At 40.9% G+C, this 17,975-nt stretch carries 16 protein-coding genes and 2 pseudogenes; 16 read left to right on the plus strand and 2 right to left on the minus strand.

Going from position 1 to position 17,975, the window contains the following annotated elements; genetic code table 11:
- Nucleotides 1-35 precede the first annotated feature (35 nt).
- Entirely contained in the window at nucleotides 36-236 is a 201-nt protein-coding gene (locus tag ACBP55_RS02730) for a helix-turn-helix domain-containing protein (RefSeq protein WP_464649587.1), read from the minus strand.
- Nucleotides 237-405: 169 nt separating this feature from the next.
- On the opposite strand from ACBP55_RS02730, the gene ACBP55_RS02735 reads away from it, so the two are divergent.
- The 10 genes and pseudogenes from ACBP55_RS02735 (at nucleotide 406) to ACBP55_RS02780 (ending at nucleotide 11,872) form a co-directional block, all read left to right on the plus strand.
- Nucleotides 406-672, plus strand: coding sequence for a hypothetical protein (locus tag ACBP55_RS02735; RefSeq protein ID WP_464649589.1), 267 nt, complete (start codon nucleotides 406-408; stop codon nucleotides 670-672).
- Nucleotides 672-1,451, plus strand: coding sequence for a recombinase family protein (locus ACBP55_RS02740; protein WP_464653212.1), 780 nt, complete (start codon nucleotides 672-674; stop codon nucleotides 1,449-1,451). Before ACBP55_RS02735 ends, ACBP55_RS02740 begins: the two co-directional genes overlap by 1 nt.
- A 121-nt stretch (nucleotides 1,452-1,572) precedes the next feature.
- A pseudogene (locus ACBP55_RS02745) lies at nucleotides 1,573-2,812 on the plus strand (IS110 family RNA-guided transposase).
- A 58-nt stretch (nucleotides 2,813-2,870) separates the two neighbouring features.
- Nucleotides 2,871-3,566 carry a polymorphic toxin-type HINT domain-containing protein gene (locus ACBP55_RS02750; protein ID WP_464653213.1) on the plus strand — a complete coding sequence of 232 codons (696 nt, stop codon included), beginning with the start codon at nucleotides 2,871-2,873 and terminating at the stop codon, nucleotides 3,564-3,566.
- Nucleotides 3,567-3,578: 12 nt separating this feature from the next.
- The gene (locus ACBP55_RS02755; RefSeq protein ID WP_464649591.1) at nucleotides 3,579-3,986 is read left to right on the plus strand and encodes a barstar family protein; all 408 of its coding nucleotides are present in this window, start codon (nucleotides 3,579-3,581) and stop codon (nucleotides 3,984-3,986) included.
- Nucleotides 3,987-4,957: 971 nt separating this feature from the next.
- Nucleotides 4,958-5,332, plus strand: coding sequence for a hypothetical protein (locus ACBP55_RS02760; RefSeq protein WP_464649593.1), 375 nt, complete (start codon nucleotides 4,958-4,960; stop codon nucleotides 5,330-5,332).
- Nucleotides 5,333-5,620: 288 nt separating this feature from the next.
- The gene (locus ACBP55_RS02765) at nucleotides 5,621-6,304 is read left to right on the plus strand and encodes a hypothetical protein (protein WP_464649594.1); all 684 of its coding nucleotides are present in this window, start codon (nucleotides 5,621-5,623) and stop codon (nucleotides 6,302-6,304) included.
- Complete coding sequence (locus tag ACBP55_RS02770; RefSeq protein WP_464649596.1) at nucleotides 6,234-10,247, plus strand: RHS repeat-associated core domain-containing protein; 4,014 nt, start codon at nucleotides 6,234-6,236, stop codon at nucleotides 10,245-10,247. Before ACBP55_RS02765 ends, ACBP55_RS02770 begins: the two co-directional genes overlap by 71 nt.
- 8 nt (nucleotides 10,248-10,255) lie before the next feature.
- Complete coding sequence (locus ACBP55_RS02775) at nucleotides 10,256-10,705, plus strand: hypothetical protein (RefSeq protein WP_464649598.1); 450 nt, start codon at nucleotides 10,256-10,258, stop codon at nucleotides 10,703-10,705.
- Nucleotides 10,706-11,329: 624 nt separating this feature from the next.
- Nucleotides 11,330-11,872: a site-specific integrase gene (locus ACBP55_RS02780; protein WP_464649600.1), complete on the plus strand. Its 543-nt coding sequence runs from the start codon at nucleotides 11,330-11,332 to the stop codon at nucleotides 11,870-11,872.
- A gap of 404 nt (nucleotides 11,873-12,276) precedes the next feature.
- Here the strand turns inward: ACBP55_RS02780 and ACBP55_RS02785 are convergent, their stop codons facing one another.
- Nucleotides 12,277-13,251: a hypothetical protein gene (locus ACBP55_RS02785; RefSeq protein WP_464649602.1), complete on the minus strand. Its 975-nt coding sequence runs from the start codon at nucleotides 13,249-13,251 to the stop codon at nucleotides 12,277-12,279.
- 154 nt (nucleotides 13,252-13,405) lie between these two features.
- On the opposite strand from ACBP55_RS02785, the gene ACBP55_RS02790 reads away from it, so the two are divergent.
- The 6 genes and pseudogenes from ACBP55_RS02790 (at nucleotide 13,406) to ACBP55_RS02815 (ending at nucleotide 17,932) form a co-directional block, all read left to right on the plus strand.
- Nucleotides 13,406-13,975 carry a helix-turn-helix transcriptional regulator gene (locus ACBP55_RS02790; RefSeq protein WP_464649604.1) on the plus strand — a complete coding sequence of 190 codons (570 nt, stop codon included), beginning with the start codon at nucleotides 13,406-13,408 and terminating at the stop codon, nucleotides 13,973-13,975.
- Between the two features lie 315 nt (nucleotides 13,976-14,290).
- Nucleotides 14,291-15,559, plus strand: coding sequence for an IS110 family RNA-guided transposase (locus ACBP55_RS02795; RefSeq protein ID WP_464649606.1), 1,269 nt, complete (start codon nucleotides 14,291-14,293; stop codon nucleotides 15,557-15,559).
- 120 nt (nucleotides 15,560-15,679) lie between these two features.
- The gene (locus ACBP55_RS02800; protein WP_464649608.1) at nucleotides 15,680-16,282 is read left to right on the plus strand and encodes an esterase/lipase family protein; all 603 of its coding nucleotides are present in this window, start codon (nucleotides 15,680-15,682) and stop codon (nucleotides 16,280-16,282) included.
- A 37-nt stretch (nucleotides 16,283-16,319) separates the two neighbouring features.
- Nucleotides 16,320-16,949, plus strand: a complete 630-nt coding sequence (locus ACBP55_RS02805) for a hypothetical protein (RefSeq protein ID WP_464649610.1) — start codon at nucleotides 16,320-16,322, stop codon at nucleotides 16,947-16,949.
- Nucleotides 16,950-17,452: 503 nt separating this feature from the next.
- A pseudogene (locus tag ACBP55_RS02810) lies at nucleotides 17,453-17,614 on the plus strand (IS110 family transposase); the annotation flags it as partial.
- 132 nt (nucleotides 17,615-17,746) lie between these two features.
- Entirely contained in the window at nucleotides 17,747-17,932 is a 186-nt protein-coding gene (locus ACBP55_RS02815) for a hypothetical protein (RefSeq protein ID WP_464649611.1), read from the plus strand.
- Nucleotides 17,933-17,975: the final 43 nt, after the last annotated feature.

Below are 17,975 nucleotides of genomic sequence, written 5' to 3' on the forward strand. Positions count from 1 at the left end.
ATTCCGCTGTTGTCGCCGTGGGCGGTGAGAACTGTTTAATCAATATCTATTAGTTCTTCAATGCCGATGTTCAGTGTCTTACAAACGAGTTCTAGTGTCTCTAAGTAAACCCTGTCGACATTGTCAGAACATAGGTGATTAATTGTGCTTGCCCGTAACCCTGTCAAACGTGCCAGTTCTCGTTGAGATATTTCCTTCTGCTCTAACAACTGGCGTAACTTTACTCGAATTGCCATGCTTACCCTCCTAACGGTAACGCTTAACCGTACTAATTATGAAACGATTATATCACCGTGATAGCAGAAAGTCATTGCGCGTTTCGGTTAAGCGTTATATAATGAGGTTGTTGATTCGGTTAAACGTTACGATAACCTTGATTATCGTAACGGTGGGGGAGGAAACAACATGAATCACTTGATAAAGAAACAGGAACAGCTACGTTCGGAACAAGTCATGCTTGAGCAACAAATTAAAACTTGTGAAGCGTATCAATCCGTCTTGTTTGATTTCACAGCAAGCGAAGGAGCAAATTTCCATCGTCTGACCGTAGAAGAACTATTGCTCCCCCTTCATCGTTTGGAGATTAACTTGCGTTTGGAGTTTTTCCATCTCAAGCTAGCCCAAGCATTTGTAGCTTGTGACATCAAGCATGGTGAGGGGGTGGCGAAATGATGAGGAATGTCATCGGTTACGTCAGAGTGTCAACAACTGGACAAGCCAAAGATGGTTACAGTTTAACCTACCAACAGGATGAAATCCGTTCCTATTGTCAACAGCAAGGATGGAACTTAATTCATATTTACACGGATGAGGGCATATCGGGGGCGAAAGTTGACGAAGAAACCCTTGAGGTGGACAGAATTGGCTTCCAGAGCATGTTAGCCGCCCTCTCTACCCAAACCATTGATGCAGTCGTCGTTCTCAATACAAGCCGTTTATGGCGGTCTGATATCGTAAAGGTACTGGTTCATAGGGAGTTTAAGAAGTATGGCGTAGACGTAAGAAGCATCGAACAGCCGACTTACTCTATCTACAAGAAAGACCCTTCTGACTTCCTGATTAATGGGCTAATGGAACTGCTAGACGCTTACCAACGCCTTGAAATTAGTATGAAATTAAGCCGAGGACGTAACAAGAAGGCACAGCAAGGCGGCTATGCAGGAGGTAGAGCCGCGTTCGGCTACAAAGCCCGTAAAGGTAACAAAGTCATTGAAGTAAACGACAAACAAGCCCAAGCAGTAAAACGGCTCTTTGACATACGGGAACAATACCCGAATTGGACATTATCTGAAATCGCATTTCAACTGAATCAGGAAGGTTTTACGACACAGCAAGGCAAGCAGTTCACGAAAGTACAAGTCAAACGGATATTAGACCGCAAGGAGTTCTATGCAGGTCAGTATCAGTATGGCGGTATTACTACAACAGGATTACATCAAGCCATCTTATAGCGTTTGTAGAGGAAGAATGGACACGCTTACCCTTCAATGTACGCCTTCGGGCGAATACTAAACAGACGATGCGGCTATTCTTTTTCCCTAAACGCTATAAGGGCTAAGGGGGATACTCAAAATGAGACATCGGAAAGAGCAATTCATCTATGTTGGCGTTGATTTACATAAGCGGATGCATACCGCTGTGGTTATTAATTGTTGGAATGAGAAGCTAGAGGTCATTGAGTTCGAGAATAAACCCTTGGCTTTCTCGGCAGTAGTCAACAAAGTTAAGAAGCATGTACAGGAAGGCATGACGATTGTATTTGGACTAGAGGACGTGGGGCGGCTACGGAAGGTCATTAGCCGTTTATTTGGTCGAGAAACATTTCCTTGTCAAAGAAGTAAATGCCGCTCTATCCAATTGGAAGCGTAAAAGTTATGCCATGACGGAGAAGCATGATAGTTGGGATGCGGAGAATATTGCGAAACTACTTCTTGATGAACTGGACAGATTGCCAAACGCACACCCACAAGATGATTACTGGATTCTAAAACAGCTAGTCATGCGGCGGTACAGCTTACGGGATACTCTCGTCATGCTCAAGAATCAACTTCACACGCAGTTAAGCTACAACTATCCAAGCTATAACAAATTCTTCTCCGAAGTGGACGGAAGAACAGCTTTAGCCTTTTGGCATGAGTATCCTTCACCCTACTTGCTTGAAGGCGTGACACTGGATGACCTGACACAGTTTCTACGGGAAAATAGTAATAACGTGTGTTCGACCAAGAAAGCAACCTTAATACTCGAAGGCGTTCAAGCGGACGGAAATACGAAAAGGAACGGTCAGGAATACCGTGATTTTCTTGTCCGAAGCCATGTGAATCAGACTCGTGATGTTCACCGTGAAATGAACGATGTGGAGGAAAACATCCGTGAAATCATGCAGAAGCTAGACTTCAAGTTGAACACTTTCACTGGAATTGAGAATGTTACAGCTTCTGCTATTGTGGCTGAAATTGGAGATATTGCACGTTTTAGCAGTGCTGACAAGCTAGCTAAGTATGCAGGGCTTACTCCAAGTCAAATGAGTAGCGGCGGCAGAGGTAAAGACCGCAATCAGCGGCAGGGAAACAGAGCCTTAAACAAAATCTTGTGGGGGCTAGCAGTTAGACAAGTGCAGACCGCTAGAACGTCCAAGAAGCCGCTCAATCCGTTATTCCATGCTTACTATGAGAAGCGATTGAATGAAGGCAAAAAGAAGAAACAGGCAATCATTTGTATTATGAGAAGGCTAATAAACATCATCTATGGCATGATGAAATATAAAACCGAATACCGACTTGCTTCTGTACCTGAACAGGTAGCAAGTTAATGATACAATGGTGGTAGCTAATATAGTTGCCACCTTCTTTCTTCCCTGAATTAAGTTTATAACTAACGAAGGGGAGAAGAATATCGAAGACATTGAAGTCGGAGATAAGGTTCTTTCCAAGAATGAAGAGACTGGCGAGGTAGCTTATAAAGAGGTTACGGCTACGTTTAATCATGAAACGGATGAGATTTATCAAATCCATGTTGGCGACCAAGTAATTGAATCGACCTATAACCATCCGTTTTGGGTAGACGGTAAGGGATGGACGTATGTTAAAGACCTCAAGGTTGGTGACTTGCTTGTTCAGAGCGATGGGCATACACTCAAGATAGACAGCATAGAACTGTTACACAAACAGGCAACGGTTTACAACATGACGGTTGATGAGTTCCATACTTACTTTGTAAGTGACCTTGGGATTTGGGTACATAACTCAAATTGTTCATTTGGCATTGGAAGCTATGATAACTTACCACAAAATGCAAAGAATGCTTTTGATAAATATGATAAGGGTGGTTGGAAAGGTCCCGTTTCTGGTCAAACAAAAGGGACAAAAGCCGGAGGAGCATTTGGAAATGATGATTTAAAGCTACCTACAGTAGACGGTGCAGGAAATTCTATTACTTATAAAGAGTTTGATATTAATAATAAAATTTTAGATCAAAGCCGTGACGCAGAAAGGTTTGTATCAGGTAGTGATGGTTCAATTTATTATACAAGTGATCACTATGTCAATTTTACAAAAATAAAATAAGGGACGGAATCTATGAGTAAAATTATCAATGAGGTGTTGCATGTTAACAAAGAGGAAATTGCAGTATTGAAAAAGAACTTTAATTCTAATGATGTGTTTATTGTTGAAATTGATGGAATTAATAAACGATCTTGGGGGGACTATATTACCGAGATACAAAGTAAGTTCAGATTTCCGACTTCTTGCATTGACAGTATTGATAGATATAATGATTGGATGAGAGATTTAGAGTGGATAGAAGAGGAAAAAATCATACTAATTATAGATAACTATAATTGGTTTATTAAGGACGTACCAAAGGTTAAAAGTCAAATAATTTCAGGTTTGAAGGATGTTATTTTGCCCTTTTGGCAGGATGAAGTGATAGAAGTGGTGGTTGAAGGAAAAGCTAAATCATTTATGGTTTATCTAGTTAATTAACTACTATTATGAAAAGGTTAAATACTGAAGACCTTGAGGGGTAAACACCTTCAAGGTCTTTCTTTTACCCCCACCCAGTGCCGAATGAATCGGGGCGGCTAAGTCTAACCAAACTTAACCCTCATCACCCCCGTATGATATCCCCCTAATATGAATGTACGCACGATAAAGTGTTGAATAATATACCCCTTTATAGCAATCCTCCACCCTCATTAGAACCTCAAAATCATCAGATACCACCATGTTTTGCTCCAAATACCTTATCTTCGTTTTCTCACGGTTTTCCTGAAATAAATTGAAATTGCAAATAATCGCAACAAACCTCCGCCCCAAGCCGATAGGGAGGGCGAGAAGGAATTTTTCGCAACTATGAAGATACATAGTCCGACTACTATGGTGTAGGGAGAGGAAACAAATTATCATTTTACTTCGCAACTATCTGGACATATGTAGCGATGGTTATGGTGTAAGAACAATCTGGTAACGTGCCAGTTGACATAAAACAGGTAAGGTAATGTGAAGGCTAGCCACCTTGCCCTCTAATATAGTCCGAAATTCGTAAAAAAATTTCGGTTGGGGGGATGTAAGTGGAAGGAGTGAAGGTTTCGATTGACCGTATTGTCATTGACTTTACTAATGTCTATTGGAGTTTCTTTAATCCCTTTAGGCAAAGATTATGTCATTACTTGGATGCTTCGTTTTACGTCCTAGATAAAGGATTTAGGTATCACATTCAAGTCAAGGATGAAGAACATTACCTGCATATCTCATATCAGCTTGTGTATGCAAAGAAATCTAGAAAGCATACACTCCGAATCGAATGTCATCCTGATAGTTTGATTCATTTCAAGTCATGGCTTATGCAAATGAAGAGAGTTTGCCAAGATATTCTCTTTGTTCGGTGTGATATAGCATTTGACATTCCTTTGCCCTTGTCTGAATTGTTTACTTTATCACTGACGGGGCGGAACATGCATAACGAGAAAGGAACTCGTTACTCAAATGAAAGACATCAGCGTCAGGTAGCAGGATACTGCCGAATTTATGATAAGAAGTTGGAACTAAGGGAAAAGCGTGGGGAGATAATCAACGGGGAACTGACGAGGTTCGAAATTGTGTATGCTCCGAAAGAGAAGATACCGCTTCATCTTTTGGTTCAATATCCACCCTTGTTCAACAGGTATTACCTATGTGCTCATCTGACTTCACCGGAACAGTTGAAATCGAAACTGCATCAAAGAGTTATTGGGTTGATGAGCGGTGAATTAGAACAGCGTCAAGTCACAGGGCATTACCGTAGGCAAATCGAGGATTATCTTCGTTTTCTCACAGTTTTTTCGAAATAAATGAATTTGTAATAATCGCAACAAACCTCCGACCCAAGTCGATAGGGAGGGCGAGAAGGAAACTTCGCAACTATAAAATACGTAGTCCGACTACTATGGTGTAGGGAGAAGGCGACAAATTATCATTTTACTCCGCAACTATCTGGACATATGCGATGGTTATCGTGTAATACCAATCTGGTAACGTGCCAGTTTATATAAAACAGGTAAGGCAACGTAAAGGCTAACGACCTTGCCCTCTAATATAGTCCGAAATTCGTTAAAAAAATTTCGGTCGGGGGGATGAACGTGGAAGGAGTGAAAGTTTCGATTGACCGTATTGTCATTGATTTTACCAATGTCTATTGGAGTTTCTTCAATCCATTTAGACAACGGTTATTTCATAACCTGGATGCTTCGTTTTACGTCCTAGATAAAGGATTTAGGTATCACATCCAAGTCAAGGATAAAGGACATTATCTGCATATCTCCTATCAACTTGTGTATGCAAAGAAGTCTAGAAAGCACACGCTTCGAATCGAATGTCATCCTGATAGTTTGATCCATTTCAAGTTATGGCTCATGCAAATGAAGAGAGTTTGTCAAGATACTCTACTTGTTCGCTGTGATGTAGCATTTGACATACCTCTGCCCTTGTCTGAATTATTTACTTTATCACTGACGGGGCGGAACATGCACAACGAGAAAGGAACTCGTTACTCAAATAAAAGACATCAGTGTCAGGTAGCAGGATACTGCCGAATTTATGATAAGAAGTTGGAACTAAGGGAAAAGCGTGGGGAGATAATCAACGGGGAACTGACGAGGTTTGAAATTGTGTATGCTCCGAAAGTAGAAGATACCGCTTCATCTTTTGGTTCAATATCCCCCCTTGTTCAACAGGTATTACCTGTGTGCTCATTTGACAACAAGCATCGTGAATCCCAAAGGCGAGACCGTGGCACTTTCCAACTACACCACTGGATACGTTGAATTCACAGATCCATTTGGCTATAAGACGCACCTACAACGGGATAGTCTCAATCGGGTGACGGAAATTGTAGACGCATTAGGTCAAGTCAGTTCTATGGAATATGACTCGCGCGACCGTATTACAGCCAAGGTCGATGCGCTTCATAATCGGGAAGAATTTCAATATGATAAAGACAGCAATCTGAAATACCATAAGGATGCTGCCGGTGCACAAACGCACTTCACCTATGAATTTAATCGCATCAAAACCGTGACGGACGATCTCTCGAAAACGACGGAATTCTTTTATGATGCTGTAGGAAATATGAAACGGAAGGTAGCTCCGAATGGAGCGGAGACCGAGTATCTAAACAATAACGTCAACCGTATGGAGACTATGATCGTTAAGGATAAGAACGAACAAGGTAAAGACATTACGTTAGTTACGGAATTCAGGTATGACGGCAATGGCAACCTCATTTGGACCAAAGATCCAAATGGCGGCATTACGGAGATACATTATGATGAACGGAATTTACCTGATCAAGTAAAGGATGCCTCAGGCGCTATAACTACCTATACATATGATCACGTGGGCCGCTTAATTAATGAAACGAATGCATTAGGACATGGCACAAAATATGGCTATGACGCAGTAGGCCGTTTAATCAAAGTAACGGATGCGCTAAATTTCGCAACATCTTTTGAATATGATAAAGCCGGACGTCTAACCAAAACGATCAAACCGGGTGGCGCTGTGTGGGAAATGTTCTACGATGCTCGTGGATTATTGACAAGCACGAAGGATCCGCTCGGCAATACGACATCTCTAGAGCGAGATGAATTGGGACGTGTCCGCACATCTTCGGATGAGTCGGGAGCAACGACCCAGTACGGTTATAATGCTTTAGGTTTTGTTACATCGATTGTAGATGCGATGAACCAGGCAACTTCGATGAACTATGATCCGCTGGGGCGTTTGAAAAGTATAACAGACGCCAAGCAGCAAACAACGAGCTATGCATATGATCCGCTTGGCAGGTTAACATCGGTAACGAATGCCTTACAAGCAACAACAAGCTACACCTATGACGCAGTAGGGAATATAACGAGTAAAACCGATGCGCTCATGCGGGTAACGGGATATGAGTACAACAACCGGAACCAACTTGTTAAAGAGATAAATCCACTTCATCAACTTACACAGCTAAGCTATGATAGCAATGGCAATGTGGATCATATCCAGTATCCGGATAACAAGCTAACGGCCTATCAATATGATCCGATGAACCGATTGAAAGAAATCGGCTACTCCGATGGGAAAAAGGTTAACTATGCGTACGATACCATCGGTAGACGAACGTCCATGAACGATTCGACCGGAACGACCTCATATGCGTATGATGCATTGAATCGTTTGACTAAGGTTACGAATGGCGCAAACCAAACCATTGGCTACGAGTGGACGCCTACCGGTCAGCGGAGCAAAGTCGTTTATCCGGATCAGACAGCTGTCACGTATCAGTATGACCTGATGGATCGCATGACGGGCGTCACCGATGCAAGTGGTTTAACTACCAGCTACACGTACGATAAGCGTGGTTTAATGACTGAGAAGAAGCTGCCGACGCAAGGTGTTAGCACTTACCAGTATGACTCGCTTGGTCAAGTACGGGATCTGCGTCACGCAAACCAATTTGGTAAAGTCGTAGAGCACCTCCGATATGAGTATGACCCTGTAGGGAACCGTTCACGTTTGGAACGAGTGGAAGACGGTAACGATGAAGATGATACGGATAGCGGTGAACATTCCGAATCGATGATTACCGAGTACGCTTATGATGCGCTTAACCAATTGACGCAAGTAAAGCAATACAATAGTCAGACAGCAGCAACGCCATCGTTAACGAACTATGGCTATGATGCAGTGGGTAATCGTCTAACGAAACAAAGTGTATGGGATTCGTTGTCAAATACTGAAGCTTATACGTATGATTCTGCCGATAAACTGCTCCATTGGCAAAGCGGAAGCAACTACAAGGATTTTACGTATGATCCACGAGGCAATTTGTTGCGCGTAATGGGGTTGGAAAATGACGATGATGATGAGTCAATAACAAGCTTGATCAATCCAACGGTGCTCAGCCAAGTGTATGGATCAGGATCGGTTACGAACGGTGTATATGGCAGTAACCCGTCCTTACGGAGTGCAAGCAGTAATGCTTCCCCGGAGCTAATCGAAGAATACATCTGGGATTCGGCTAATCGCCTGAAGCAGCATCGCAGCGCGAAGAAAGACATCTCTCAATTCTTCTATGATGGGGATGGCAACCGCACGAAGATGATCGTTGATGTTGACCATGGTCCGACGGATCACAGCGTAGGTGGAAACGGACAAGGTAACAGTAATGGTAATAACGGCAATGGCAATAATGGAAACGGAAATGGTAATGGTAATGGTAATGGAAACAACGGAAACGGCAATGGCAATGGTAACGGTAATGGCAATGGTAAAAACAAATGTCATGAAGTACCACCTGGTTTCATTCCTCCGGGTCTAGCAAAAAAATGCGGACAGGTAGAAGAGCCATACCCAGATATGCACCCAGGAGGCCCGTGTGAAGGCTGGGAGAAGCAATTCAAGAAGAAACATTGGGAGTTCAACTATACCAATGATGTAAGCTTGGCAAATCCTGAACCGCTCCAAGTAACGGATAAAGATCAGTTAAGCGGAGCTAACGACTTTTACCGCTGGAAAGAATCCTATACTTATGGAGCAGGTGGAGAACGTATCAGCATGACGTATCTGCCCGCCTATGATGCCAATAACGGCTGGGATCCTCATGACGGTACAGCAGGAGCTGAAAAGGGCGTAGCACCGAGAACGCTATGGTATTTAAACGATGCTTTAGGCAGTGCGGTAGGCTTGATCGAGAAGGATGGACGCGTATCATCACGCTACCACTACGATGAATTCGGTATTCCAACAGATGCGAAGAAATTTGACGTCAACTGGCCGGGACTGGATAACCTTTTCGGATATACGGGATTAGGGTATGATTATTATAGTGGGATGTCTTATGCTAGAGCAAGATACTATAAACCGGAGTTAGGGCGGTTTATTAGTGAGGATACGTATAAAGGGACACTAGGTAATCCGCAGAGTCAGAATGGGTATGCTTATGTAGCGAACAATCCCTTAAGGTTCATTGATCCAAGTGGGCATGTGCAGTGTGAAAATGGTGGTATGTGTAACAATGGACAAGGTGCTATATATGGATCAGGCTACATGGGAGAGAACTCAACACCCCAAATTTTCAAAGATATTACAAATGCATACATTGACACTTGGCAAGCCGTCGGTACTACAGTGACAGACCCTGAGCAGTTCAATGCTGCATTAGATAACCTAAATGCTTTTGGTCCTGCAGGTGCAGAAATTGAAATGGCACTAAAGGGAGCAGGATATGCAGTTACTGTAACCAAAGGTCTCATAGAAGGGTATTTTGCTGCAAAGTCGATTCGAGCTGCAATAAATGTTGTTGAGACAACAGAAAACGTATGGAAGATGGGCTGGTCGTCAAGAGGATTGAAAATTGATGAACTTCTCGGTAATAATCTTGGTAGAACATTCCCTGTAGTTGATCGGCTTGAGGGAAGTGAAGTTATCAGTTTAAAAAGTTATGATATACTTAATAGTTATAAGAAAGAAGGAGCATGGTTTAAGCAACTGAAAACTGACATTAATAAACTAGGCAAATTCACAGAAACTTGGGGAACAGATGCTAGTGGAAACTGGGTACAAGTCAAAGAAGGTAAGAACTTTGATACAAAAGCTTTCCAAATTGCCATCCCCGAAGGTTCACTTACAAATTCTCAACTTAAGGCACTGACTGATGCAATGGAGTACGCCAAACAGTTTAATATTCGGGTGTTCACTACCGTCATCAAAGTAAAGGAGTAGATAGTCTCTTGAAAAAAATTCATATTACTGTAAGTGCATCACTGAACTCAAAGAGTGGTAAACTGGTATTTAATTCCTTGGCAATGGACGATATTGGTCTATGCACTTCGACAAACAGAATGACTAACTTAGAGAATCCTTATTCAGAAAATGATGTCGGTAATGCATTAAAGGTGGCAATACAACTGACAAAAGAGAAACCATTCTTAGATAATTCCATCAGAGGAAGTCTTCACGAACAATTAGGCATGACCCAAAGTAAGTTTGTTAAGGAATATCTTCAAGTTATGGTTGATGTTATGGAAGAAAGAAGTGTGTATGTATTTTCCCCAATGAGAAGATATGGAACGAAAGGCTATACACGAAATCATGGCGATAAGGAAATGAAATTGCTTTTGAAAGCTGATGTAGAAGATTTAGGGAAAACACTACTCGAAGCATTTAGGTACTGTAAATGATTTGAATACCACCTTGCGACTAGCCATCGTAGGGTGGTTTTTCTTTTTGTCTGCCGCTGAGCGCCATCAGCGCAAATAACCGCTCAGTGAGTATCTGCGGCGCACATAGTAATACACTTAACGAACCTGACCGATTCAGAACTCGTCTGCGACGTTGTGTGCGTAGCTGTTAAACAGCATCGACACAACTATCAAGAGAGAACAGAGGAACGTTTCTGTTTGTCTGGATTCATGTGGGGCTTACCCTGTCATTTAGATGAAATCTATGTTTCATGTAAGAATAAAAATAGGAAACCGTCGCTGGGCTGCTGTGCATAGGGGTTCTGGGGAAATAGCGAATATCTTATTGATTTTATCTACCCCTGGGTATGCGGATAATTGAACAACACGTGCTTGGTCAATTGTATGCTCAATCAATGATTCGTCCGACTTGCCACGACCTATGTGAATCATAGCCACAAGCAACACAATCCAGATTTTGTTGCATTATGAAAACTCATGAAAGCTTGTACAGTCAACGATCTTGCCGATTCCTCCGAAATTCCCACTGGACAATGCAACATAACGTTTGGTACAGTCCCAGCTAATGACACATATTGTATGGGATAAGGAGTGCCGACACTAATGAATATAGTCCAGCCGATTCGCCAAAAGAATAAGATAGAAGAAATCAAAGACCTACTACGTCATCAGTCCGTTCGGGACGAATTTCTATTTACGTTGGGCATTAATAGCGGTTTGCGTATTTCCGATTTGCTACCGTTACGTGTGGTTGATGTGAAGGATAAGTCGCACATTATCATAAAGGAAAAGAAAACTGGCAAAGACAAGCGTTTCAAGATCAACAGCAACCTTCGTACTCTCATTGATGATTATATTAGGCGCATGGATGATGAAGAATTTCTGTTCACTTCTAGGAAGACAGGGTTGCCAATACGAAGAGAACAAGCGTATAAGATTCTCAATACCGTTGCAAAAGAAGTGGGACTTGACGAAATTGGTTGCCATACGATGCGGAAGTCTTTTGGTTTCCATTTCTACCAGAAGACGAAGGATGTAGCGCTCTTACAGGAGTTGTTTAACCATTCAGCGCCTAGCGTTACTTTAAGATACATTGGCATTAACCAAGACATAATGGACAAGGCAATTGACGAATTTAGCCTGTAAAATGAACAGCAGCCACGAATGGAATTGAATACCCATCGTGGCTGTTGCCTTGTTTAATATGGAGAAATGTAAAAAGTTACGTTATTTTACAGGAGAATTAGCCTTGTATTTATAAGCAAACGACAAATTGCTGTTGATAATCATCGTTATCGCAGCTTCTTTCGTATAATAGTAAGTTCTATCTACTATTTCAGCTGTGCAAAATCATCGTTGTTTATCGTAGAATTAACATGATTGGTTCGCTTGAACACACCATAGAAGCGCATCGGGCGTACTATTTATTCATCTCATTTTGAACAGGTATGATATTCGGGGTTTACAGAATAGAGTACTGTTACTCTGTCCTGTTCTCAGTCTATCCCTGTATCAGTTCTCTATTTATAAACCCCAAAGAACTAACCTGTTTAGAATGGGAGTATACTTCCATCAACATCGTCTTCAGCTAATCGTAAAAACTCTTCGAAAGAACCATCTTCATTCACCGTAATTGCTCCGTTTTCTTTCTCGTAGGAGCGGAGGCTTTTTACGGTTCGTATTTCTATAGGAGCTGATTTTCTTCCAAACAGCTTATAATCATTCGCCCAATAGGTATTTGGTCTACGTAAATGATGTGGAAGGTTAATATAAAAATCCTTAATCACCCAACGTATCATATTATGCTTCTTTAGGCTGTTCATGTAAGTATCAAGCGTGGTTGACTTGATGCCAGTATCTAGCTGTATTTTTTCTAAGGAAGCGTCAACGCCACTAGCAAAGAAATCGTTCCTTTGCTTCAAGTACGCATACAAAAAGAAGCCAATTACCCCCAACTCACTTCGAGCCATACAGTATATGAACGCTTCAATGGGAACCATGTGCGTATTGGAAACTTCGTAGAATGTACCATCCAAAAGTCGTTCTTCCTCAGATTCATTTGTCCTGTGGAATGCTTTGATCGGTAACTTCACTTTGAAATTTTTGCTAGTTTTATTATAAGGGGTTTCACCATAAATCCGTTCGTATTCCTTTATTGTCTGGAACTCTAATACACTATCATCAATCTCCCAACGCACTGGATAGTCCGTAGTCGTTTCAAGATAGCCTAACTTTTCCAGGGTACCATTTTTCTTGATAATGTAATCCAAGTTCTTATATTTGGCTGTGTAACCCAGTATTTCTTTCAACCTCTCCTGCGTAATTGGCTCCGTTTCAAAATAGTGACAATAACGATACAACCACGTACATAGATACGTGTAGCTGTACGCAAATGCAATGTGGCTGCTTGTATCTTTTTTGAACTCCTTACACGCTACCAAGTCCTCAATTATTTCGTTCGGCATATAAAGCTTTGTCGCTTTCTTGTCATAGCTAATAATTTTCTTAATTTCTTTCTCATTCATGTCATTTTAGCCCCTTTCATCTCAGTTTCTTTAATCCGTATAGGTTAAACTGTTTTCGTACTGTAACATAGTAAAATGGTCAAGTCAATAAAACTTGACTAAATTAGAATTAATTGATATACTATCCTCACAAGGTTAATATTGGAGGTTTGAAATGATGAGGAACAACATAAAGGCAATAAGAAAAATACGCAACATCAGCCAACAAGTGATTGCCGATGCACTAGGAGTTACGATTACAGCAGTCAACAAGTGGGAGAATAATTTCAATATTAAGATTCCTGACAAACGTATTAAGGAAATATCGGAAGTGTTAGGGGTATGTGCGAAGGACATATTAGTTGATGATCTGGATATTGAGAAAATAAGACTTAAGGTAGTGCAAGAACAATTGAAAAAGTTAGAACAGACTGGGAATATCATGTTTAGTTTTGTTCAGGGTGAGGATATGAGCGAAGACGATTATGAAGCCATCAACGACAGATTTGCTTGGAGACATAACATGTATCCTGTCATTGAATCATTCGTCAGCGATAATTTTGCTAAGTATTTAAGTCCAGACGAACAAATGACACTAGGTAAAAACATCTCTATATTCATGCAAAATGATTCTGATAAAATTTCATTCTTGCAGAGAATAGTGCGTTACTTTGTTGATAAAAATGATGATGCAGAACTTGCAGCACTTTATGAGAAACATAGAAAAGAGAGTCTGACAGAGTAACACGAATTACCTGTAATATCCATTATTGACAATGATATAAATGGGATGTAAGATACCAGCCAGCCTGGCTGCCCTTACATCCAATATAGAAAGGTGAGATGTGATGGTGGCTAACAAAGGAAATGAAAAAGCAATTATGAATGGCATTTACCGTATAGAAATCGTTTTACCCAATACACTGACCTTGAATGCTTATTGAAAGGGAAACATTGCTTAAGTATCTTTGCGGCTCGACCGCTCGAAGTGAGGGTGCAAGTTCCCTTTTTATTAAGCATTCAAGGTTCAGGAGTAGGATGATAGGAAGGGGCTTAATGCATGGAAGAAGATGATTTGCATGATGAAGCGGAAGAAATACGTCTAAAGCATATCTTTGTAGGCGTAGACTTACACAAACGGCATCATACTGCTGTTTTTCTCAATGGTTTCAAGAGGAAGCTAGGTGAGTTTAAGTTTGACAACAAACCTAGTGAGTTTCCGAAGCTGTTTGAAGAAACAAAGAAGTATCTCAAAAAGGGTATGAAGCCCATTTTTGGTCTTGAAGATACTGGTGGTTATGGCAGGGCATTAGCTGTATTTTTGGTGGAAAACAAGCAGATCGTAAAAGAAGTGAACGCTGCACTTCCCAACGGTATTAGGAAAGCCAATCCGCACGTTCAAAAGTATGACGCTTGGGATGCTGAATGCGTTGGACAAGTGCTAGTTGACCAACTAGAACGACTGCCGAATGCTAATCCCATTGATAGGTACTGGATAATTAGTCAACTTGTCACCACTCGTACAGCGATTGCTGGGGATTTAAACGCTCTAATTAACCAACTCCATATACAATTAGGGCATCATTATCCAAGTTACAGAAAGTTCTTTAGTGAACTGGATGGGAAAACATCACTAGCTTTCTTCAAACGATTCCCTGCTCCTTGCCACTTGCAAGATTGGACAGCAGATCAACTTAGAGATTTTTTGATTGTTCCAAGCAACTATAGCTGTTCTTTGAAAAAAGCAGAGCAAATTCTTTCCTTGGTGGAGTCTGATGGTGACACGAAGAATGTGTATCAAGAACAAAGGGACTTTATTATTCAAAGTCATGTGCGGAGAATACAAAATTCAAAGCATGAATTGAGCCAGATTGAAGAACGACTTGCAAGCTTAATTAAAGAGACAGGTTACAAGTTAGATACGATGGACGGAATTGATGTGGTAACGGCTGCTGGCTTTATCGCAGAAATTGGAGATATTGGACGATTTGCAACTCCAGATAAACTTGCAAGATTTGCAGGTATAGCACCTTTGTTGGTGGGTTCAGGTGACAACCATAAACACTACAAAAGCAAACAAGGCAACCGTAACTTGCATGAATTGTTTTATAGGTTAGCTTGTAGGCAGATCAATGTGACTAGAGGTAAGGATAGCAAGCCGAAGAATCCCTACTACTATGAATATTATCAACAGAAACTTACAGTAGGCAAAACAAAGAGACAAGCCATTATCTGCATTATGCGTAAATTGGTTGATGTGATTTTTGCTATGATGAAGAATAGATCAGTATATGTAAAACCTGAGGTAGTGAGTAAATTAGCAGGGTGATATAATGGCGATAGTTGGTAAAAACAGCTATCGCTTTCTTATCCTAATGAGCGGTTTGTTAGATAGGATACGTATAAGGGGACACTCAGTAATCCGCAGAGTCAGAACGGGTATGCTTATGTGTGGAATAATCCGTTAAGGTACATTGACCCAAGCGGACATAAAGTTTGGCTCATTCATGGAACTTTTTCTAATGGGGATACGTGGAAGCCTGACTTTGTTGATTACGTTGAAGGACTTTTTAATGAGACAAGTGAAAAATTGAATTGGAGTGGTGGTAATACTAACGGTGCTCGTTCGGATGCTGCTGAATATTTTGTTCAAAATGTATACGAATGGCATAAAGAACATCCTGAAGACCCCATAAGATTAGTTGGTCATAGTCATGGTGGGAATGTAGCCATCATGTTAGCTAATCTATTAGCTAAAAAAGGAATGAATGTAGAAACATTAATTACTATTGCTACACCAGTGAGAGGATACAAACTGGAAAAAGGCACAAATGTAGGGCAACATATCCAACTATATAATACTGCTGATGAAGTTCAAGTTAATGGAGGTAGTATTTGGAATCTTGGAGGGGCAAAACGTAAATTCAAAGGTGCTGAAAATGTAGAAGTTGAAGTGCCATTTTCGAGTTACTTTGAGCCGATAGATAGCCATAGTTTTATGCATAGTAATGTGGAAATTTGGAAGGAATATATTGAGCCACGATTACACTGAGTCCTACTAATTTATACACATGATAGAGGTGATGAAAGTGCAAATATGGTTAAAGATTCTTTGGATAGTTGTGACTATTTTTAGTGCCGTATCACTTGTTTGGTTTCTTCTGGGCTCAACATCTAATTTTCATAGAGTCCTAGACATTGTGGGTACTTATTTATTGATTCAAGCGTGGATTCCTGCTCTTGCAATAATGATACTGTCAATTGTTTTACTAATAATAGGTTGGACTCCATCTAGTAGAGTAACCTATATAGGATTCTTTTCTGGTTTTATACTACTTTTATTTCTTTCTGTTTCCTTGATTCAAAACGTAAGTGCTCAAGGTTGGTTAAACGAAAAAATTACAAGTGATTCTTTAAAAATTTCTTCGGATGGGAAATACGAGTATCGAATTAATTTAATTAATTTGTTTCAAAAAAATAGTCATGCGAGGCTCTATCTAAAAGTTGTTAGCACAGGGGAAGAATTGAGAATCCCTATTGATATTCAAACGGATAAGATTGTGGGACTTGGAGTCAAAAAGGTTAATAATTGGGTGATGTTAGAGCCTTTAGATGTATCGTCTTCTCGTTACATTCTTTATACAACAAAAGAACTTGGCATAACCGAGCAAAGATTTGAATTAGACATCATAGAAGGAACTTCAAAAAAATTAGAATAATGCAAGGTATATATATAATCTTAACTTTACAAGCCATCTTACGACATACCATCGTAGGGTGGTTTCTTTTTTGTCCGCCGCTGTACCGCCAACAACGCAAATAACCGCTCAGAGAGTATGAGCGGCGGCTGATGAAATAACCCCACCCAGTGCCGAGTGAATCACTCTATCACATTGCAACGAACTTAACCCTCGTAAGCCCTGTACCATATTTTCCCCAATATCAGTGTACGCACAGCTTTATGCTTGAATTGTATACCCTATTTGTATTGCCACCCTCCTTCCCTACCGCTTCTAAATCCCCAGTTACCATCATATTTCATGCCAATTTCCTTAGCTCCGCTTTCTTGCGGTTTACCCAAGAAAAACATCTTCCGCAACTTCAATACAACATATGCCGACTACGAATAGTAAGGACAATTTGAAAATCACTCGCAACTATCTGGCAAAAAGCAACGATGATTACTTTGCAAAGGCAATCTGGTGACGACCAGTTTACATTTAATCCCTACTACTATGAGTATTATCAACAGCGGTTGGCGGCAGGGAAGACCAAGACACAGGCAATCATTTGTATAATGAGAAAGTTAGTTGATTTGGTTTATGCACTAATGAAGAATAAGACGGAGTATAACATGCCTGTCGTATTGAAACAGGCAGGATGATATAATTGGAACAGGTGGGCGGTGATTGGAAAGACAGTCACCGTCCTTTTTTACGAGTTAAGACGGTTAGTTAGCTAGGATACGTATAAGGGGACGTTAGGGAATCCGCAGAGTCAGAATGGGTATGCTTATGTGCAGAATAATCCGATTAATTGGATTGATCCAAGTGGGTTTGATCCTGTTACGGTTGGACATGTTTATGATATTGAAGGCCCTTATCAAGGTAAAACTGAGAGTTATGTGGGATCAACTGCACAAGAGCTCCTCGAACGTATGGGCAAACATAAGCGCTTGTTGCAGATCCAGCTACAACAGTAACGACCTATGAAGTGAAAGCGGAATTGAACGTAGCAGAATCCGC

Source organism: Paenibacillus sp. WG02 (genome assembly GCF_055396115.1).